This window comes from Paenibacillus sp. J22R67 (assembly GCF_059692175.1).
On the sequence record NZ_JCAUAX010000020.1, the window covers coordinates 14,259 to 31,151 of the forward strand.

The window sequence follows — 16,893 nt, forward strand, 5'->3', positions numbered from 1 at the left end:
TCCTGCTGTGAAAGCGCTTGAATGTACCATTTTAGTGCAAAATGTGTCAAAATATGCGTTGCTTTTGGAAGCGGCATTGGTATGATAGAGGCAAGAAGTTAATATGGAGGTACATCAAATGGATGCTTATAAAAACTGCCAAAGCTGCGGTATGCCACTAGCGCGTGATGAACAAGGTGGAGGAACGGAGAAATCGGGAGCGAAGAGTAAGGTTTATTGTAGTCATTGCTACCAAAATGGCGAGTTCACGCAGCCTAATTTAACGGTTGACCAGATGAAGGAGACCGTGAAGCAGAAGATGGTGGAGTTCGGGTTCCCACGATTCCTAACAGGGCTTTTCACGCGAAATATTCACAAGCTGCACAGATGGTCCGCGAATAAATAGCGAAAAAAAACGCCCTATGCAAGAAAGCGCACAGAGCGTAGGCCGTATTGGTCGTTTCGTATGTTTATGTAAAAGCAGCTTACCTGTTGTAGCCGCATTTTTTCGCAAGCGTAGGCCATGTTGAGAGGAACATGCCTTCCCACCGGTCTTCGGGCAATACCATGATCCATCTTGCAATTTGATCCAAGCCCATGTCACACAAAGTTTGAACGACTTCTTCTCTTTCACAGCTCGTTTTTAATGCTAACATCTCAAAACCACCTCATCAAATGTATTCAAACAATTATGCATATGCGGCGGCGAGCGGGAATGTGACGATTTTTCATAAAAAAGGTGAAGAGGCCATGCAGTTGGACGCTGCACAGCCTCTTTTTGGTTTACAAATTAGGTGGATTAGGCTACTTTAGGTGATTGCGAAGGTTAGGCTCGACCGATTGCAGCACTTGATCCAGCTGGGCATCGGAGAGGTCCGCTTCACCGTATCGAACTTGATTATAGGCCGATGTAATCGCATGAACGGTTTCCAAAGGCAACTGCTTGCCTAAGCTTAAATCTTTTTCCGTTTCATTAGGAGTCAGAGCTTCCTTATACGTATATCCGCTCAGAGCAGCCCGCTCGATCAAGATCCGGTAAAGAAAGCGGATGCGCTCCCGATTGTTCGGTAGAAGCGACCATTTCTTCGCATGGCTTCTCTCCTTATTCCTTCCTTTCCTCACTTGCTGCCACCACAGGCGAGGCAGTCCTTTCCAATCAACAAGCGCCTCTTTTTCATCAATGAAGCCCTCGGATTCCGCTTCTTGCTTGCTGCTGAGAGAACGGTTCATTAAGCGTCTCAAGAAGGCATTCACCACTGGCAGGAGCTTGGTTACAATCAGATAGACGACAAGGACAATAAGCGCGATCACGATCAGATATCCGAAGACGATCTGAATGTAGTGAAACAAGGCGTCCAGCCAACTCGGTTCTTTGGCTTCAGCCGGGGGCAGGAGCGGCGGCGCAGCAGACGGGCTGGGCTCAGGCGGTGCTTCCGGCGGTGGATCGGATTGCATCAGACTCAGCAGCCATGCGATTGCCGCACGCAAACCGGCAACGATACCTTGTCGAAGCTGCTGGAAATAGCTCGCGACGAAGATAAGGGCAATTAAGACCGTTAACCAAATCCGGCTCGAGCGCTTCACGGTCTCCGACAGGGAGGAAGAGGCGGCTCGCTCATCACTGGCGAGTGTCGCCGTGAGCAGCCCTGTTCGCTGCATAGCAAAGAAAAAGATAATCAGCGAGACGAAGCCTAGTCCATTCATCCAGCCCATGTAAGGCTGATAAGAAGCCTGATGTCCCATGATCGGAACACCGATGAAATACACGGAGCCTGCGACTGCAAAGGAAGCTCCGGGAAAGATAGCCTGCCAGCCGTCTTTCGTGCAGCGAATACCACGATAGGCGAGCAGCATGCCGATAGCGGCACAAGTCCAGCTATGCCAGTTGTTCCCTTGGAATAAGTAGGCTGCTGTTAAGCCGACTAATGCACACCCGAGAAGCTCGTAAAGCGTACGAGATAGCCAAGTAACGCGCCCGAGTAAGCTGCCTGCGACGAAAACAAGCATGAACTGCAGGATCAACTGCCAGAGATGGATCTCTGACAAATAAATGTATGTAGTGACGGCAAGTGGCGAGAATAGGATGAGTTCAGCAACAGCGAACAGAAGAGAATACCCAAAGACTTGAAGATAAGTATCCCTGGTCTTGTTAACTTGCTGAGCTTGCACCTGAAGCGGCGTTGACATCGGATGGACTCGCCTCCTTTTCATGAAGGGTTAGAAGCCCATGCTGCAAGGGAACGATAAAGACGGTATGCCCCTGCGCTTCAAGTCGCTGAATGCTATCTTCAATCGCATCGGATACGAAAGCTGTCAGCAGAATAATATCCAGGGCGCTCCCTTCCTGCAAAGTGCTCTCATCCAGAAAGTCGCTGCAGGAACGGGTATAGGAGATGGACAGCTTTGCCATCGTTTCGAACAGGTACGTCAGATGCGGATGACCGCCCGCAGGTGGGATATGCACAGGGATACCAGGTTGCTGGGTGAGAGAACCGTTATAGCCGAAGCCAACAGGAATCCCTTGACTAATCGCGTATTCAGCCAATGTGGCGGCGTAGGATAAACCCTTTTCTACAAGCTCTGGATCGCTAACAGCATCCCACATGGTTGCGGTTATTTGGGTATTAACGATGATGAGCAGCCTTGGGTCTGCCGTGAACTCCCGATTGTAGACCTGCAGTCGCTGACTGCGGGCAGTGGCTTTCCAGTGAATGCTGTTCATCGTATCGCCGTAGCGATACTCCCGCACACCGGAGACCAGGAATGGATCAGGCATAATCCACCGCTTCACGGTAACATCTCCTTGCCAGCGGCTGGATAGAAGCGGGATGTCATCCCGACTCACTAAGCGCGGGTACACGAGGAGCTCCAAATCTGTGCGCTGACTCTTGGTTGCTGCGTGCATGCCGACCAGATCCCCGATGGAAGCGGATACGGTTTCAAGCTTATACCAGCCTCGCTGCGCGCAGTATACCTGGTGACGCCTGACGATTCGGGTATATGGCATCAGACTGAAAAGACTGCGATGATTCTGGAACATCGCGCCGCTGCTCACGGCAAGATTACTTTGCTTGGCAAAATGAAGCCCGGCATGAATCGTGGACTCCAGGCGCAGCCAAGGAACCGGAGCGAGCTTGCGGTTCTGAATCGTTTCGATCATTTCGATGCGATCCCCTGCGTGGCAGTGATCGGTATTGAATGTTCGTTTAATCGTAAGACCGCGAAAACCCCAGCGGTTGAATAGGGCATGCTGGAGAAGGTACACAAGGCCGGCGATGATTAGGATCCAGGAGATGCCCATCCGCCTACCTCAGCTTGACTTCCGTCGGGACGGGCAGCGCCGCAAGAATGCCAGCGAGCAGCGTCTGCACCTGCTGGTCCTGCTGGCGCGACCGTGTCCGCAGCAGGATGCGGTGCGCCCAGACGGGCTGGGCCAGCGCCTTGATGTCGTCCGGCAGCACGTAGTCGCGGCCCCGCAGCGCCGCGTACACCTGCGCCGCCTTCATCAAGGCGCGCACGCCGCGCGGCGAGACGCCAAGCGCGGCATCCGCATGCGTGCGCGTAGCTTCCGCGAGCTGCACGAGATACTGCAGCAGCTCGTCACTGAAGCGCACCTGCACGAACAAGCGCTGCGCTTCAAGCAGCTCTGCCCGCCCTACAACCGACAGCAGCTGGTCAAGCGGATCTTGCTGCTGGTAGCGCTTTAAAATTTGTACCTGCTCGGCAGCAGACGGATAGCCAAGCGAGAGCTTCATCAGGAAGCGGTCGAGCTGCGCTTCAGGCAGCGGAAACGTCCCCTGATTCTCGACAGGGTTCTGCGTGGCGATGACGAGGAATGGCGCTTCGAGCATGCGTGTTTCCCCGTCGATGCTCACTTGGCGCTCCTCCATGCTTTCCAGCAAGGCGGATTGGGTGCGCGGCGTCGCGCGGTTAATTTCATCGGCGAGCACAATGTGAGCGAATAGCGGTCCTGGGCGGAATTCGAACTCACCGAGTTTTTGATTGTAAAAGTTAATGCCGCTAACATCCGAAGGCAGGAGGTCTGGCGTGAACTGAATGCGCTTCATCGTGCCGTCTAGGGAGCGGGCCAGCGCTTTAGCCAGCTGCGTCTTTCCGGTACCTGGCACATCCTCCAGCAGCACATGCCCGGAAGCGATGAGGGCGATGACCATCAGCTCGACCGTCTCGTCTTTTCCTACAATAACTCTACCTACATTGTCCTTGATGAGTGTAGCGATTTGTCCTATTCGTGTGAAGTCCAACGGCTGTTCCTCCCAAATCATTAATGTGGTGAACAATATGTAAATCGGGACATAAGGGCTGTCTTCTTAAGTTTAACAGACACTAGGTGATTTGTACCATTACTTCCTTATCGCTTGCTAATCCTGTTGTGTATTCCATAGGCAGTTAGTACAATATGGTTAAATATCGTAATTACTAATAACTGCCAGATAAGCACTTTATATGTAAATGTTTAGGGGGACAATGATGTACAAGTTAATTTTAGTGGATGATGAAGAGGATGTCCGTGAAGGAGTCGTTCGGGAGGTGGACTGGGAAGCCATTGGCTTCGAAGTCATTGAGAAAGCGGAGAACGGCAGAGAAGCGCTGGAAATGGTCGAGCGATTACAGCCGGACGTCGTCGTAACAGATATTCAGATGCCATTCATGAATGGATTGCAGCTCGCTGAAGCGATTCGGGAGCGTTATCCGACCATTAAGCTGATTATTCTCACGGGGCATGATGAATTTGAGTATGCCCAAAGAGCGATTAAGCTGCACATTGACGAGTATGTGCTGAAGCCTTTTTCCGCGCAAGAGCTCATCAATGCTTTACTGAAGGTGAAAGGGCAAATTCAAGAGGAAGTGGCTCACCGGGAGAACGTTCAGCTGCTTATGGAGCATTACCGGAAGAGCATGCCTGTGCTGAAAGAGAACTTTCTAGCGACGCTCATGAACAGGAAGCTTCCACGCGAAGAAGTCGTTGAGAAAGCGGTTAACTACGGCATTGAAATCAGCGGTAAAAGCTTCGTCGCGGCTGTCATGAGCATAGACGGGGTACTTATTCCTGAAGAAGAGCTGGAGAATCGGGAAGAGCTGTCCAAATCCGTTTCCTTAAAATATTCGCCTGATCAGGCGCTGAAATATTTCGCCCTATTAAATATCACGGAAGAGATTGTAGATAAACGCCGGCTTGGCCTTGTTTTTATGCATAACGATCAAGTGGTTGTGTTATCTGTGAGGGAGAGTGAGAATAGGGAAATCGCGCTGCAAGAGACCATGAAGGTGCTGGAAGAAGTTCGGCAGAATGTAGAGAAATATTTGAAGTTCACCTTAACGGTGGGGATTGGAACGGTCATGAAGGATGTGACCAAAATCAGCTATTCCTATGAAGATGCCGTGCTGGCGCTGGATTATAGACTTATTCTTGGCAACAACCGGATCATTTCCATTGATGATGTGGAGATGCGCACTGTTGAGAAAGTTCGTTTTGACGATGTGAAAGAGCATGCTTTGACGCGATGTATTAAGGTTGGGACGAATCAGGAGATTCGGGAGACGATGGACGAGCTTTTTCAGGGAATTGAAGGGGCTGTTTCCGTTAAGGACTATCAGATCTATTTGCTTGAAATTTTGACTTGCATCCTGAAGGCGGCGAAGGATTCGAATTTGAATGTGGACGAGGTTTTCGGCGATAACTTCATTCCTTTTACGGAAATCAATAAGTTTACGTCATTAGAAGAAGCCAAGAAATGGCTTGCCGAGCTATGCGCCTCCATGATGAACCATATCGCAACCGACCGTCAATATACCTACAAGAACCTGGTGGAGATGGCCAAGGATTATACCAAAAATCATTATCACGAAGGCGATATTACGATTAATAAAGTGTGCGGCCATTTGCATATTAGCGCGGGGTATTTCAGCAGTATTTTCAAAAAGGAAACCAAAATGACCTTCGTCAACTATTTGAATCATATCCGCATGGAGGCGGCAAAGGAGATGCTGCGTTCCACAGATATGAAGGCACTGGAGATCGCTGAGAAGGTTGGCTATGCCGACGCGAACTATTTCAGCTTTTCGTTCCGTAAAAATGTCGGCGTTTCCCCAAAGGAATATCGCAATAACAGTACCAAAGGGCAGTAGGGGTCAATGAGCGGGGGGTTAGTTTTGATACGAAAAATACGAGCGCTATGCAAGGCTTTGTATGGGGTGCTGCTCGATACGATTCGAGTGAAAAGCATCCAGTTTGCGATTACAATGTCCTTTATTTTTATCACTGTGACCGTCATGCTGATCATTTCGCTGGTCCTATATAATAAGTTTTCCAAGACAGCGGAATCAAGTGCTTTAATAAATACGCAGCAGATTGTAGAGCAGGTCCAATTTAACTTGGAAAATTATATAAAAGCCATGGCGGACACCTTCGAGGTGGTCGATGCCAAGATTGCCAAGAGCCGCGGAGTCCCCTCCGACAAGCTGACGGAACAGTTGGAAACAATTGCCAGCACGCGCGAGGATATTGTTTCTATTAATTTATTTGCTGCGGATGGCGAGCTGATTACGGGCCTCCAAAATGCTGGAATGCGTAAGAATACGAGGCTTCTCGAGCAGTCCTGGTTTAAGTCCGCATTGGATAATCCGAACCATCTGTCGTTCTCTTTGCCGCATATTCAGAACCTATTCAAAGATCCGTACCGGTGGGTTGTTTCGATGAGTAAAGGGGTTTCCATTGAGCGTGGCGGGAAATGGGAAGATGCGGTGCTTCTAGTGGATGTGAATTTTAAAACACTGGATGACGTGTTCCGCACGGTTTCCTTAGGTAAAAAAGGCTACGTTTACATCATTGACGACTCGGCAGGGAACATCGTATATCATCCTCAGCAGCAGCTTATCTATATTGGCTTAAAGTATGAAAATGTGGAGCAGGCGCTTAAATTCTCCTACGGCAAGTACATGGATGTCAGCGAAGGCGAGTCCCGGCTTAATGTTGTTAGGACCGTTAATAATATCGGTTGGAAAATTATCGGGGTCTCATATATGGATGAAATGATCACGACCCGCAAGGAAATTAGCACATTTATGATCTGGCTGCTTGTTATTGTCCTTATTTTTATTTTGCTCATCTCCTCTTTCATGTCAGCGCGTATTTCCAAGCCGATCAAACGGCTCAAGAAGTCGATGGAAATGGTCGAGAAGGGGCATTTTGACACGTACATCCATGTTCGCGGTGCTGATGAAGTGGAGCAGCTTTCACGCAGGTTCAATCTCATGGTTTCCAGGGTGCGCGAGCTCATGGATCAAAATATTCATGAACAGGAGATCAAGAGAAAAAACGAGCTTGAGGTGCTGCAGTCGCAGATTAATCCGCACTTTTTGTACAATACGCTCAATTCCGTGGTTCGGATGGTTGGGAACGGGAAAAACGAAGAGGTCGTCACCACGATTACCTCCTTGTCGAAATTTTTTCGGATATCGCTCAGCAAAGGAAAGAACATCATTACGATTGCAGACGAGATTGAGCATATTCGGAACTATTTGATCATCCAAAAGATGAGGTACAAAGACAAGTTCGATTACGACATTGAAGTAGATGAAGAAGTGCTGCCATATAAAACTCTAAAGCTAATTTTGCAGCCGTTTGTAGAAAATTCGCTCTATCACGGTATTGAATATATGGTGGACGAAGGTCATATCCACATATCCGCTAGAAAAATAGACGATAAAATACGGCTGCAGGTCCAAGACAATGGTGTGGGGATGTCGGAAGAAACACTCAAAAACATTATGATTGGCTCGGTGAATAGCGATAAAGGCTCAGGTGTTGGTCTGCGTAATGTGCATGAGCGGATTCAGCTGTATTTTGGCGCGGACTATGGCGTTAAGGTGGAAAGTGAGCTTGAAGAAGGAACGGTCGTTAAAATCTGGATTCCAGCCATATTGGAAGAGGAATAGGAAGGAGCAGCGATGGATAAAACAATGAAACTAGGTCCCCTCATATTCGCCATATTGGCCGCTGCTGTCTCCATGTCTTCCTGTATGCGCGATACAGAGACTACGCCCACCGAGAAGAAGAAGCATTTGGAAGTAGTGCTTAGAAGCCAGAACGGGGATTATTGGAAGACGGTCAAAATGGGAGCGGAAGTCGCGGCGAAGGAATTCGATGTTACCTTGGATTTCAGGGCGCCAGACGATGAAGGAGATGTTAAGGGGCAGATCGCCTTAATGGAGCAATCTGTTAAAAGCGGACCAGACGGCATCGTGCTTGCGGCTAACGACTATAAGGAACTATCGGGGGTCGTAGACGATGCAGAGGGGAAAGGCATTCCCGTTGTCACGATCGACTCTGAAGTGGAATCTACCAAAGCGAGAAGCTTCATAGGCGCCAACAATTATGAGGCCGGGCAAATGGCAGGTCAGCAATTAATTAAGCTCGCAGGAACGAAAGGAAATATCGCTATTGTGAGCTTTAAACAAGGGGAGCGCAATACAGAGCTTCGGGAGCAAGGGCTCTTGGATGAAATATCGAAATATCCGGCCATAAAGGTCATTGCCAAGGTATACAGTATGACAGACCGGGGGACGGCGGATCAGCTTACTCAAAGCATCATTGAGAAATATCCGCATTTGGACGGCATAGTTGCCCTGAATGAGATTTCCTCCATTGGCGTTGCCGACGCGATTCAGCGAATGAACCTGCAGGATAAGGTGAAAATCATCACATTTGACAGCACCTCTGAGGAATTGGAGCTTCTGCAGGAAGGCGTCATCCAGGCTACGATTATTCAAAATCCGTTCAGCATCGGCTATTTGGGCGTCAAGAATGCGGTTGAAGCCTCACATGGAAAGAAGATTCCGGGCCGTGTTGATACCGGGATTAAAGCAATTGATCTAAACAATATGTTCTGGTCGGATAATCAGAAGTTGCTATTTCCATTTATAAAGTGATGAGAATTTCGATAGAAGATATGAGGATATTGCATTTGTTTCCTAGTTCACATGCCGTATATTTAGACATGTAAACAAACAAATAAAAACACCTTTTAGGGAGGGTCTTACCTTGAAAAAATTGATTACCCTTGCAGTAGCTAGTGCTTTGGTCGCAACCGTAGCAGGATGTGGCGCTAAAACAGAAAAACCTGCAACATCTCCGGCAGCAAGCACAGGTGCAGCGGCAACAGCAGCTCCAGCTAAAACAGACGGCAAAAAACCAACTATCGGTGTAGCTATTTATAAATTTGATGATACGTTCATGTCCGGTGTTCGCGCGGCAATCGCTGACGCTGCGAAAGACAAAGCAACGGTGGATATCGTAGATAGCCAAAACTCACAACCAACACAAAATGATAAAGTTGACCTTTTCATCACGAAAAAAGTAAACGCTCTTGCGATCAACGCGGTTGACCGTACAGCAGCAGGTATTATCATCGATAAAGCAAAAACAGCTAACGTACCGGTTGTCTTCTTGAACCGTGAGCCGCTTGCTGACGATATGAAGAAATGGGATAAAGTTTACTACGTAGGTGCAAAAGCTGAGCAATCCGGAACAATGGAAGGCCAATTGCTTGTTGACTACTTCAAAGCTCACCCAGAAGCGGACAAAAACAAAGACGGTAAAATTCAATACGTTATGCTTAAAGGCGAGCCAGGACACCAAGATGCTGAGCTTCGCACGAAGTTCTCCATTCAAGCGATTACAGATGCTGGTCTGGGCGTAGAGAAAGTAGCAGAAGATACGGCTATGTGGGATCGTGTAAAAGGTCAAGAAAAAATGGCAGCTTTCCTAGCTTCCAGTGAAAACAAAATCGAAGCTGTTCTTGCGAACAACGACGATATGGCTCTTGGCGCTATCGAAGCTTTGAAAGCAAAAGGCTACTTCAAAGACAATAAATTCTTGCCGGTTGTAGGCGTTGATGCTACGGCTCCTGCGCTTCAAGCACTTAGCGATGGGACACTGCTCGGAACTGTTCTGAATGATGCGAAAAACCAAGGTGCTGCAACAACGAACGTAGCAACAGCGCTTGCTAATGGTCAAACACCAAGCAAAGAAACAACGGGCTACGATGTAACAGACGGTAAATATGTTTGGATTTCCTACAAAAAGATTACAAAAGCGAACATGAACGAAGCGAAGTAATCCGAATAGAAGCGGGCAAGAGCAGTTATCCGCTCTTGCCTTCCTTATTTGAAAACCCGTGCAAAGATACAGAGAAATAGGCATAGAACCATGGCTTCACTTTGTGGGGATTATCGTGAGCTGGTAGGGGGAGTTACCATGACATTACATGAGTATTTACTGGAAATGAATCAAATCTCCAAAGAGTTCCCTGGCGTTAAGGCGCTGGATAACGTTACCCTGAAGGTTCGCCCAGGAAGCGTACATGCTTTGATGGGAGAAAACGGGGCTGGTAAATCGACGTTGATGAAATGCTTATTCGGCATTTATAAGCCGGATGGCGGAGAGATCAAGCTGAATGGCGAGACCGTATCCATCGTTAATTCCAAGGATGCGTTAGCAAATGGCATTTCCATGATTCATCAGGAGCTGCACCCGGTTCCACATCGCAATGTGATGGAGAACATTTGGTTGGGCCGCTTCCCGCAAAAAGGTATCGGACCTTTGAAATTAGTGGATCACAAGAAAATGCGTAGAGATACAGAGAAGTTATTTGAGCAGCTCCAAATGGATATTAAACCGGACACACTCGTTGGTACCTTGTCGGTTTCCAAAGTGCAGTCCATTGAAATTGCCAAAGCCGTTTCTTTCAATTCGAAAGTTATTGTTATGGATGAGCCGACTTCGTCATTAACTGGGAATGAAGTTGAACAGCTATTTCGCATCATTCGCGACTTGAAAAGTCGTGGCGTCTCGATCATCTATATTTCACATAAAATGGAAGAAATTCTTGAAATCTCGGATGAAGTAACGATTATGCGTGATGGAACCAAAATTGGCACGTGGCCATCGTCAGAGCTGACAACAGATATGATCATCTCGAAAATGGTTGGACGTGATCTTAAAGAGCGTTTCCCTGAACGTAGCAATGTACCGAACGGTGTATTAATGAGTGTTGAGGGGCTAACTTCGGTTATTCCAAGATCCTTTAAAAATGTTTCTTTCGATCTGCGTAAGGGAGAAATTCTTGGTATAGGCGGTCTGGTTGGAGCGCAGCGTACAGAACTGATGGAAGCTTTGTTCGGACTACGCGGTATTGCATCCGGCCAAATCTCGATCCATGGTAAGCAGGTAAAGCTTAAATCACCGATTGATGCTATTAAGCATAAAATTGCGCTGCTCACGGAAGAGCGCCGCGTGACAGGAATTTTCCCGGTATTATCCGTGCTTGAGAATACGGTCATCGCAAACTTGGGTCGATACATGAACCCGCTGGGGTTCATCAATGAAGCGAAACGAAGAGTCGAAGTAGAGAAAAGCATTGAGATGCTGCGCGTCAAAACGCCGAACATGCACGCATTGATCAAAAACCTTTCTGGCGGTAACCAACAGAAGGTGCTGTTGGCCAGATGGCTGCTAACAGAGCCGGACGTGCTCCTGCTTGATGAGCCTACTCGCGGAATTGACGTAGGAGCGAAGTTTGAGATTTATTCCATCATTGCTGACCTTGCGAAGCAGGGGAAAAGTATTATCATGATCTCTTCTGAAATGCCCGAGCTTCTTGGGATGTCAGACCGAATCATGGTCATGTGTGAAGGACGCCTTACGGGGATCGTAGAAGGAAATAAAGCAACAGAAGAAGAGATCATGCGCCTTGCTGCACAGCATATGGCATAAATGGGGGGCCAAGAAACCATGAGTACAAAAACAGAAACATTAAAATCTAGAGACATTAGTGGGTTCGTGAGCAAATACGCAATCTACATCGTATTGGTCGTGCTCGTTATCGGGATCGCAATTTATGATCCTCGCTTTTTATCCGTTAGTATCTTGCGTGATATTTTGCTACAGTCATCCACGCGTGTCATTATTGCTTTGGGTGCTGCGTTCATCTTGATCACGGGAGGAACCGACCTCTCGACAGGACGGATTGTCGGTTTGACGGCCGTTATCTCGGCCTCCATGCTGCAAACGCAGGATTACGGCCGCAGATTCTTCCCGGATCTACCGCATTTACCGCTAATTGTTCCAATTATCATTGCGATTCTAGCTGGTCTTCTAGTAGGTCTTATTAATGGGATTATCGTCGCTAAATTGAAGGTTCCGCCATTCATCGCAACATTAGGAACGATGGTTGCCGTATACGGTGCCAACTCCCTATACTTCGATATGAAACCGAATCAGTCCCAGCCTATCGGAGGCTTGAGACCTGACTTTAGTAAACTAGGAACAGGTTCTATCGGATCTGATGCCACGTATTCATTACCTTATATCGTTATTATTGCAGTCGCTGTAGCAATTATCGTCTGGATTGTGTTCAACAAAACCAAGCTGGGTAAATACATGTACGCGATTGGCGGCAACATTCACGCTGCAGTCGTTTCGGGGATTAACGTTAACCGTTACCTAATCTATATTTACTCTATCGCGGGTGCTTTGTACGGATTGGCTGGGGTGCTGGAAGCAGCAAGAACCGGCGGTGCAACGAATAACTACGGTAACATGTACGAGCTTGATGCGATCGCAGCTTGCGTAGTCGGGGGTGTATCGACATCTGGTGGTATCGGAACGGTTCCCGGCGTTCTTGCAGGGGTACTGATTTTCAGCGTAATCAACTATGGTTTGACATTTATCGGAATCAGTCCATACTGGCAGTTAATTATTAAAGGTGTTATCATCGTGGCTGCGGTAGCATTCGATATGCGTAAATACATGAACTCTAAATAATAAAGCAAAAGATAACAGGCTGTCGCGTAAAGGGGCAGCCTGTTATTTTACGAAGATAACCGAAAACGTATATAAAAAGGGGCGCATTTATGCAGAAAAAAGAGTCTTCTAGTGGGGAAAAGAAGAAGTTTTCGGTTTCTTTGAGAGGTAAAATCGTAGGGACATTCATCATTGTTTCTTTGCTCGTTGCGGTGACTAGCGGCATGTCCTATACCTATCTGAATAAAGTTGATCGCTCCTATTCGAAACTTTTGAATGATAATGTTACGATTCTTCAGCATGTTGCAGAGATAAAAGAGAAAACGCAAATACAGAACAGCCTGCTGCTAGGCTATGTACTTAATCCGACGAAAGACAAAGAGAAGCTTTTGACAGAAACGAATGCAGGGCTGTCTGCCATTATTGGACAAATGAGTGAGCTTGCGGAAAATGAGGACGAGCAGGGCGCGATCCAGTCCATGGCGGACTCCAACCAAACGTTCATGCGTTTAGTCAACAAAGTGACGGAATATGCAGATAAAGGGAATGTCGATTTGGCCAAAGCGGAAGCGATGCAGTGGGCGATTCCAACGACAGAAACTTTAACACAGTCTGCAGCTAATATAGAAGAGCTGGAAAGAGCTGTTCAAGAGGTGGATACAGCGCGCAACCATGATGTCGTGCAATCGACTGTTCGAACGTTGATTTGGGTGAGTGTAGCTGCGTTCGTATTTGCGTTAGCGATTGGTCTTTTGTTATCTCGGACAATTGTGAATCCAATACGATCCATGGTAAGGGCTGCTGAACGGATTGCGGACTGCGATTTAACGTCCGGGAGCATCTATGTGAGCAATAGGGACGAATTAAGGGATTTGGCCATGGCTTTTAATGGCATGAAAGCTAATCTCCATAGCTTAATCAGTCAGGTGGGCAGCAGTGCCCAACACGTTGCTGCCGCTTCTGATGCGCTGAGCCATAATGCCGAGCAGGTGAGTGAGTCTTCGGAACGGATTACTTATACGATTCAGGAAATTTCGACAGGAACGGATGCGCAGGTACGCAGCGTGCAGCAAGGCGTTTCCATTATGGAAGAAATGTCTGCGGCTGTTTTTCAAATCGCTGGCGTAACTCAATCGGCCGACCAGCAGTCTTTACTCGCCCAGCAAGCTGCTGGTGCAGGCAATACAGCGGTTGAGACGGCGATAACTCAAATGCAAGCCATCTCACAGAAGATGAAGGTGCTTGTAGAGTCAGTTCAGCGACTCGGGGAGCGCTCTGAGCAGATCGTTCAGGCGAATGCGATCATTGCAGGCATTGCGAGACAAACGAATATGCTCGCACTTAATGCTTCTATTGAAGCTGCGCGGGCAGGGGCGGCCGGCAAAGGTTTTGCGGTCGTCGCCGACGAAGTCCGCAAGCTGGCTTTGCAGACGGGCGAAGCGGCTGAAGAAGTTACTCAGCTTGTTTCGAGCATCCAGGAAGAAACAAGTGTGGTTATGAACGCCACCCAGGCGGGGAGCCAAGAGGTGGAGACAGGTCTTGAAGTTGTCGGCGTCGCACAGGCAACGTTCCTGCGCATAAGCGATGCGATGGACGACGTCGCTCGCCAGATTGCGGAAGTGGCCGCCAGCTCGGCCGCTATCTCGGGGAAAACAAGCGCAGCGGTTGACGTGATTCGCGGTATTGATGAAGTCGCGGGACAGACCGCTTCCGGTGCGCGCAACGTCTCTTCCAACATCGAGGGGCAGTATGCGAGTATGGAGGAAATTGTCTCCTCTGCCTCTGTGCTCAGCAGCATGGCAGGGGATTTGCAGGGCTTGATCGCTCGATTCCGTGTGTGAGTGGGAGAGATAGAATAGGCCTGAGGATATTTCCTCAGGCTTGTTTTTGTGTTTGCGTCATGGCGATTAGCCAGAGTGCGGAATAGATGGAATTTGTACCGTTAATCTGCAACGTTTCAGTCCTGGGAACGGAATAGCTGGAGAAACTCCATCTAAATTGTCGGGAGCGGGAGGAAAACGGCTAGATATGGCGGAAATAGTGGGATAAATTCCATCTAAATTGGATGAGATGCTGTTTATACAGACAAATAACAGGAGGTTTTCCAGTTAAGTTAATCCCGAACTTCGACAATCAGCTCAATTTCCACTGGCGTGTGAAATGGCAGATCGCTTGTGCCAATCGCTGAGCGGGCATGCTTGCCCTTTTCACCGAACACGGCAACTAACAAGTCTGACGCACCGTTAATCACATAGGGCTGGTCTCCAAAACCCGGTGCGCTGTTGACAAAAGCGAGCATCTTCACGATTTTAACCACACGGTCCAAATCGCCGAGATACCCTTTCATCACAGCTAGGCAATTGATGATGGTTTGGCGTGCTGCTGCTTGCCCCTGCTCAATCGTCACTTCGCGGCCAAGCTTGCCCTCATACATCAATTCACCGTTAATCCGGCAATCTTGACCGGACAAATAAATGAGATTCCCTGTTTGATTGCAAGGAATGTATGTAAAACGCGGTTCCGGGGATGGAGGGAGTGTAATCCCTAATTCTTGCAGGCGTTCTTCAATGTTCGACATTCTATTGACCTCCAGGTTCTATGTGTGCCTGTTCTGACGACAGGGCATCGCTTTGATTGATGCAGGGCTTACTCCAGCATACCTCGAGCAAGCACAGGTGTAGTCGTATAAGTATGACCATGCTGCATAATCACTTGATTATGCAAGTTGACGGTGCTGCAAATATGATTAGGGATAATGCGCAGCTTATCGCCTATTTGCAGGTTGGCAGCTTGGGCTAGCGGTCCTAGCTCAATCATGCCATGCTCCTCGGTTAAGCGGGCTAGCGTCGCATCCGCAAGCTCCAGGATGTGCCCGAAGCCCTTCAGCTGCAGGGGCTCGGTACCCGGCTGGATGTCGGTTGCGAAGGTTTTACTGCCGCCGTCGACAATTGCGAGATCAGCCGACGGACGGCTGACGACGGTGACGAGCACGCTGCCAGCGCAGTCCTCCAAGATGCAGGCGCCTAGTCGAGCCTGCATCCTGTCGTGGAACACGTACGTGCCCGGGCGCACCTCGGTCACGCCTTCAACCGCCGCGGCGTACGCAGCGGTTGGCGTTGAGCCGACGCTGACATCCGCGATCGCGATGCCCTGCGTCCTGAGACGCTCGGCGAGCTGCACCATCAGCGTGCCTTCTTCCTTACCGGCTGCCGCAACGTCAAGCGTTGGCTTGCCGGCAAGCAGGGAGCCGCGGAAGGTGTAGATGCCGGTCAGCCGCAAGTGCGGCATGGCTGTGATTTCAGCCGCTAGAGCAGCGGCTTGCTCGTACAAGACGCCGGTGCGGCGGAGGCCTGTGTCGATTTCCAGCCGCACTTGCAGAGTGTGCCCATGGCGGCTGGCGATTTGCTCCAATTGCTGAGCGCCTGCTAAGCTATCCACACCTACGATGAGCTCGATTTGCTCGCTCAGACGAATGGCGCGTTCAATCTTGCTGGCGGTCACAAGCGGGTAGGCAACAAAAATATTGCCAATGCCATGCGTGGCCATGACTTCTGCTTCGGCCATTTTCGCCACAGTAATGCCAACAGCTCCTGCTTTGATCTGCTGCAGTGCGATAGCCGGAATCTTATGCGTCTTCGCATGGGGACGCAAGGCCACTTGATGGGTGCGTGCCACATCAGCCATAGCTTGAATGTTCCGATCCATCCGCCCAGTATCAATCAGGAGACAGGGTGTTTCCAATGCCTTTAGTCTTTCCAATGTTTCCAGTCTTTCCATTGATTCCAATGATTCCAATGAGTCCATCACGCATCGCTCTCTTTCGCAGTACGTTTACTTTCTTCTAAGTAGCTGTTGAGGGTATACTTTGAAATATTCAGATAGGCGCAAATCGTTTCGCCACCTTTTTGATATACGTTGGTCTGGGGTTGTATCACTTCGTTAGTTATGTAGCCGCTTGCAATAGTAACAATCATGCATGCTCATCTTGAGCAAAATGGTAACACAAAAGTTTCAGGTGTCAAATAAAAAGTTTGGTCGCCTAAAGAAAAGTATGATTCCGAAACGCTGCACATGCTACTATGTAAAAGTAA

At 48.7% G+C, this 16,893-nt stretch carries 14 protein-coding genes; 8 read left to right on the plus strand and 6 right to left on the minus strand.

What is annotated here, in order from left to right:
* Positions 1–118 precede the first annotated feature (118 nt).
* Positions 119–385 (plus strand): zinc ribbon domain-containing protein, encoded by a 267-nt coding sequence (locus AC58VC_RS36060; RefSeq protein ID WP_497376327.1) that lies wholly within the window; start codon positions 119–121, stop codon positions 383–385.
* Positions 386–464: 79 nt separating this feature from the next.
* Here AC58VC_RS36060 and AC58VC_RS36065 read toward each other — a convergent pair whose 3' ends face one another.
* The 4 genes from AC58VC_RS36065 to AC58VC_RS36080 form a co-directional block, all read right to left on the minus strand.
* Positions 465–635 (minus strand): hypothetical protein, encoded by a 171-nt coding sequence (locus tag AC58VC_RS36065; RefSeq protein WP_315956040.1) that lies wholly within the window; start codon positions 633–635, stop codon positions 465–467.
* A gap of 148 nt (positions 636–783) precedes the next feature.
* A complete protein-coding gene (locus AC58VC_RS36070; RefSeq protein ID WP_497376328.1) occupies positions 784–2,166 on the minus strand; it encodes a DUF4129 domain-containing protein in 1,383 nt (460 codons plus the stop codon).
* The gene (locus tag AC58VC_RS36075) at positions 2,129–3,280 is read right to left on the minus strand and encodes a DUF58 domain-containing protein (protein WP_497376329.1); all 1,152 of its coding nucleotides are present in this window, start codon (positions 3,278–3,280) and stop codon (positions 2,129–2,131) included. Before AC58VC_RS36075 ends, AC58VC_RS36070 begins: the two co-directional genes overlap by 38 nt.
* Before the next feature lie 4 nt (positions 3,281–3,284).
* Entirely contained in the window at positions 3,285–4,241 is a 957-nt protein-coding gene (locus tag AC58VC_RS36080; protein ID WP_497376330.1) for an AAA family ATPase, read from the minus strand.
* A 226-nt stretch (positions 4,242–4,467) separates the two neighbouring features.
* On the opposite strand from AC58VC_RS36080, the gene AC58VC_RS36085 reads away from it, so the two are divergent.
* From AC58VC_RS36085 to AC58VC_RS36115, 7 genes are all read left to right on the plus strand, one after another.
* On the plus strand, positions 4,468–6,126 hold the full coding sequence (locus AC58VC_RS36085) for a response regulator (protein WP_497376331.1): 1,659 nt from the start codon (positions 4,468–4,470) through the stop codon (positions 6,124–6,126).
* 114 nt (positions 6,127–6,240) lie between these two features.
* The gene (locus AC58VC_RS36090; RefSeq protein WP_497376361.1) at positions 6,241–7,935 is read left to right on the plus strand and encodes a cache domain-containing sensor histidine kinase; all 1,695 of its coding nucleotides are present in this window, start codon (positions 6,241–6,243) and stop codon (positions 7,933–7,935) included.
* A gap of 12 nt (positions 7,936–7,947) precedes the next feature.
* A complete protein-coding gene (locus AC58VC_RS36095; protein ID WP_497376332.1) occupies positions 7,948–8,928 on the plus strand; it encodes a substrate-binding domain-containing protein in 981 nt (326 codons plus the stop codon).
* A gap of 112 nt (positions 8,929–9,040) precedes the next feature.
* Complete coding sequence (locus AC58VC_RS36100) at positions 9,041–10,117, plus strand: galactose ABC transporter substrate-binding protein (protein WP_497376333.1); 1,077 nt, start codon at positions 9,041–9,043, stop codon at positions 10,115–10,117.
* A gap of 138 nt (positions 10,118–10,255) precedes the next feature.
* Positions 10,256–11,773, plus strand: a complete 1,518-nt coding sequence (locus AC58VC_RS36105) for a sugar ABC transporter ATP-binding protein (RefSeq protein WP_497376334.1) — start codon at positions 10,256–10,258, stop codon at positions 11,771–11,773.
* A gap of 18 nt (positions 11,774–11,791) precedes the next feature.
* Complete coding sequence (mglC, locus tag AC58VC_RS36110) at positions 11,792–12,823, plus strand: galactose/methyl galactoside ABC transporter permease MglC (protein ID WP_497376335.1); 1,032 nt, start codon at positions 11,792–11,794, stop codon at positions 12,821–12,823.
* Positions 12,824–12,912: 89 nt separating this feature from the next.
* Entirely contained in the window at positions 12,913–14,643 is a 1,731-nt protein-coding gene (locus AC58VC_RS36115) for a methyl-accepting chemotaxis protein (RefSeq protein WP_497376336.1), read from the plus strand.
* Between the two features lie 272 nt (positions 14,644–14,915).
* On the opposite strand, the gene AC58VC_RS36120 is transcribed toward AC58VC_RS36115, so the two are convergent.
* Complete coding sequence (locus AC58VC_RS36120; RefSeq protein ID WP_497376337.1) at positions 14,916–15,380, minus strand: RidA family protein; 465 nt, start codon at positions 15,378–15,380, stop codon at positions 14,916–14,918.
* Between the two features lie 68 nt (positions 15,381–15,448).
* Positions 15,449–16,579, minus strand: a complete 1,131-nt coding sequence (locus AC58VC_RS36125; protein WP_497376362.1) for an alanine racemase — start codon at positions 16,577–16,579, stop codon at positions 15,449–15,451.
* Between the last annotated feature and the right edge of the window lie 314 nt (positions 16,580–16,893).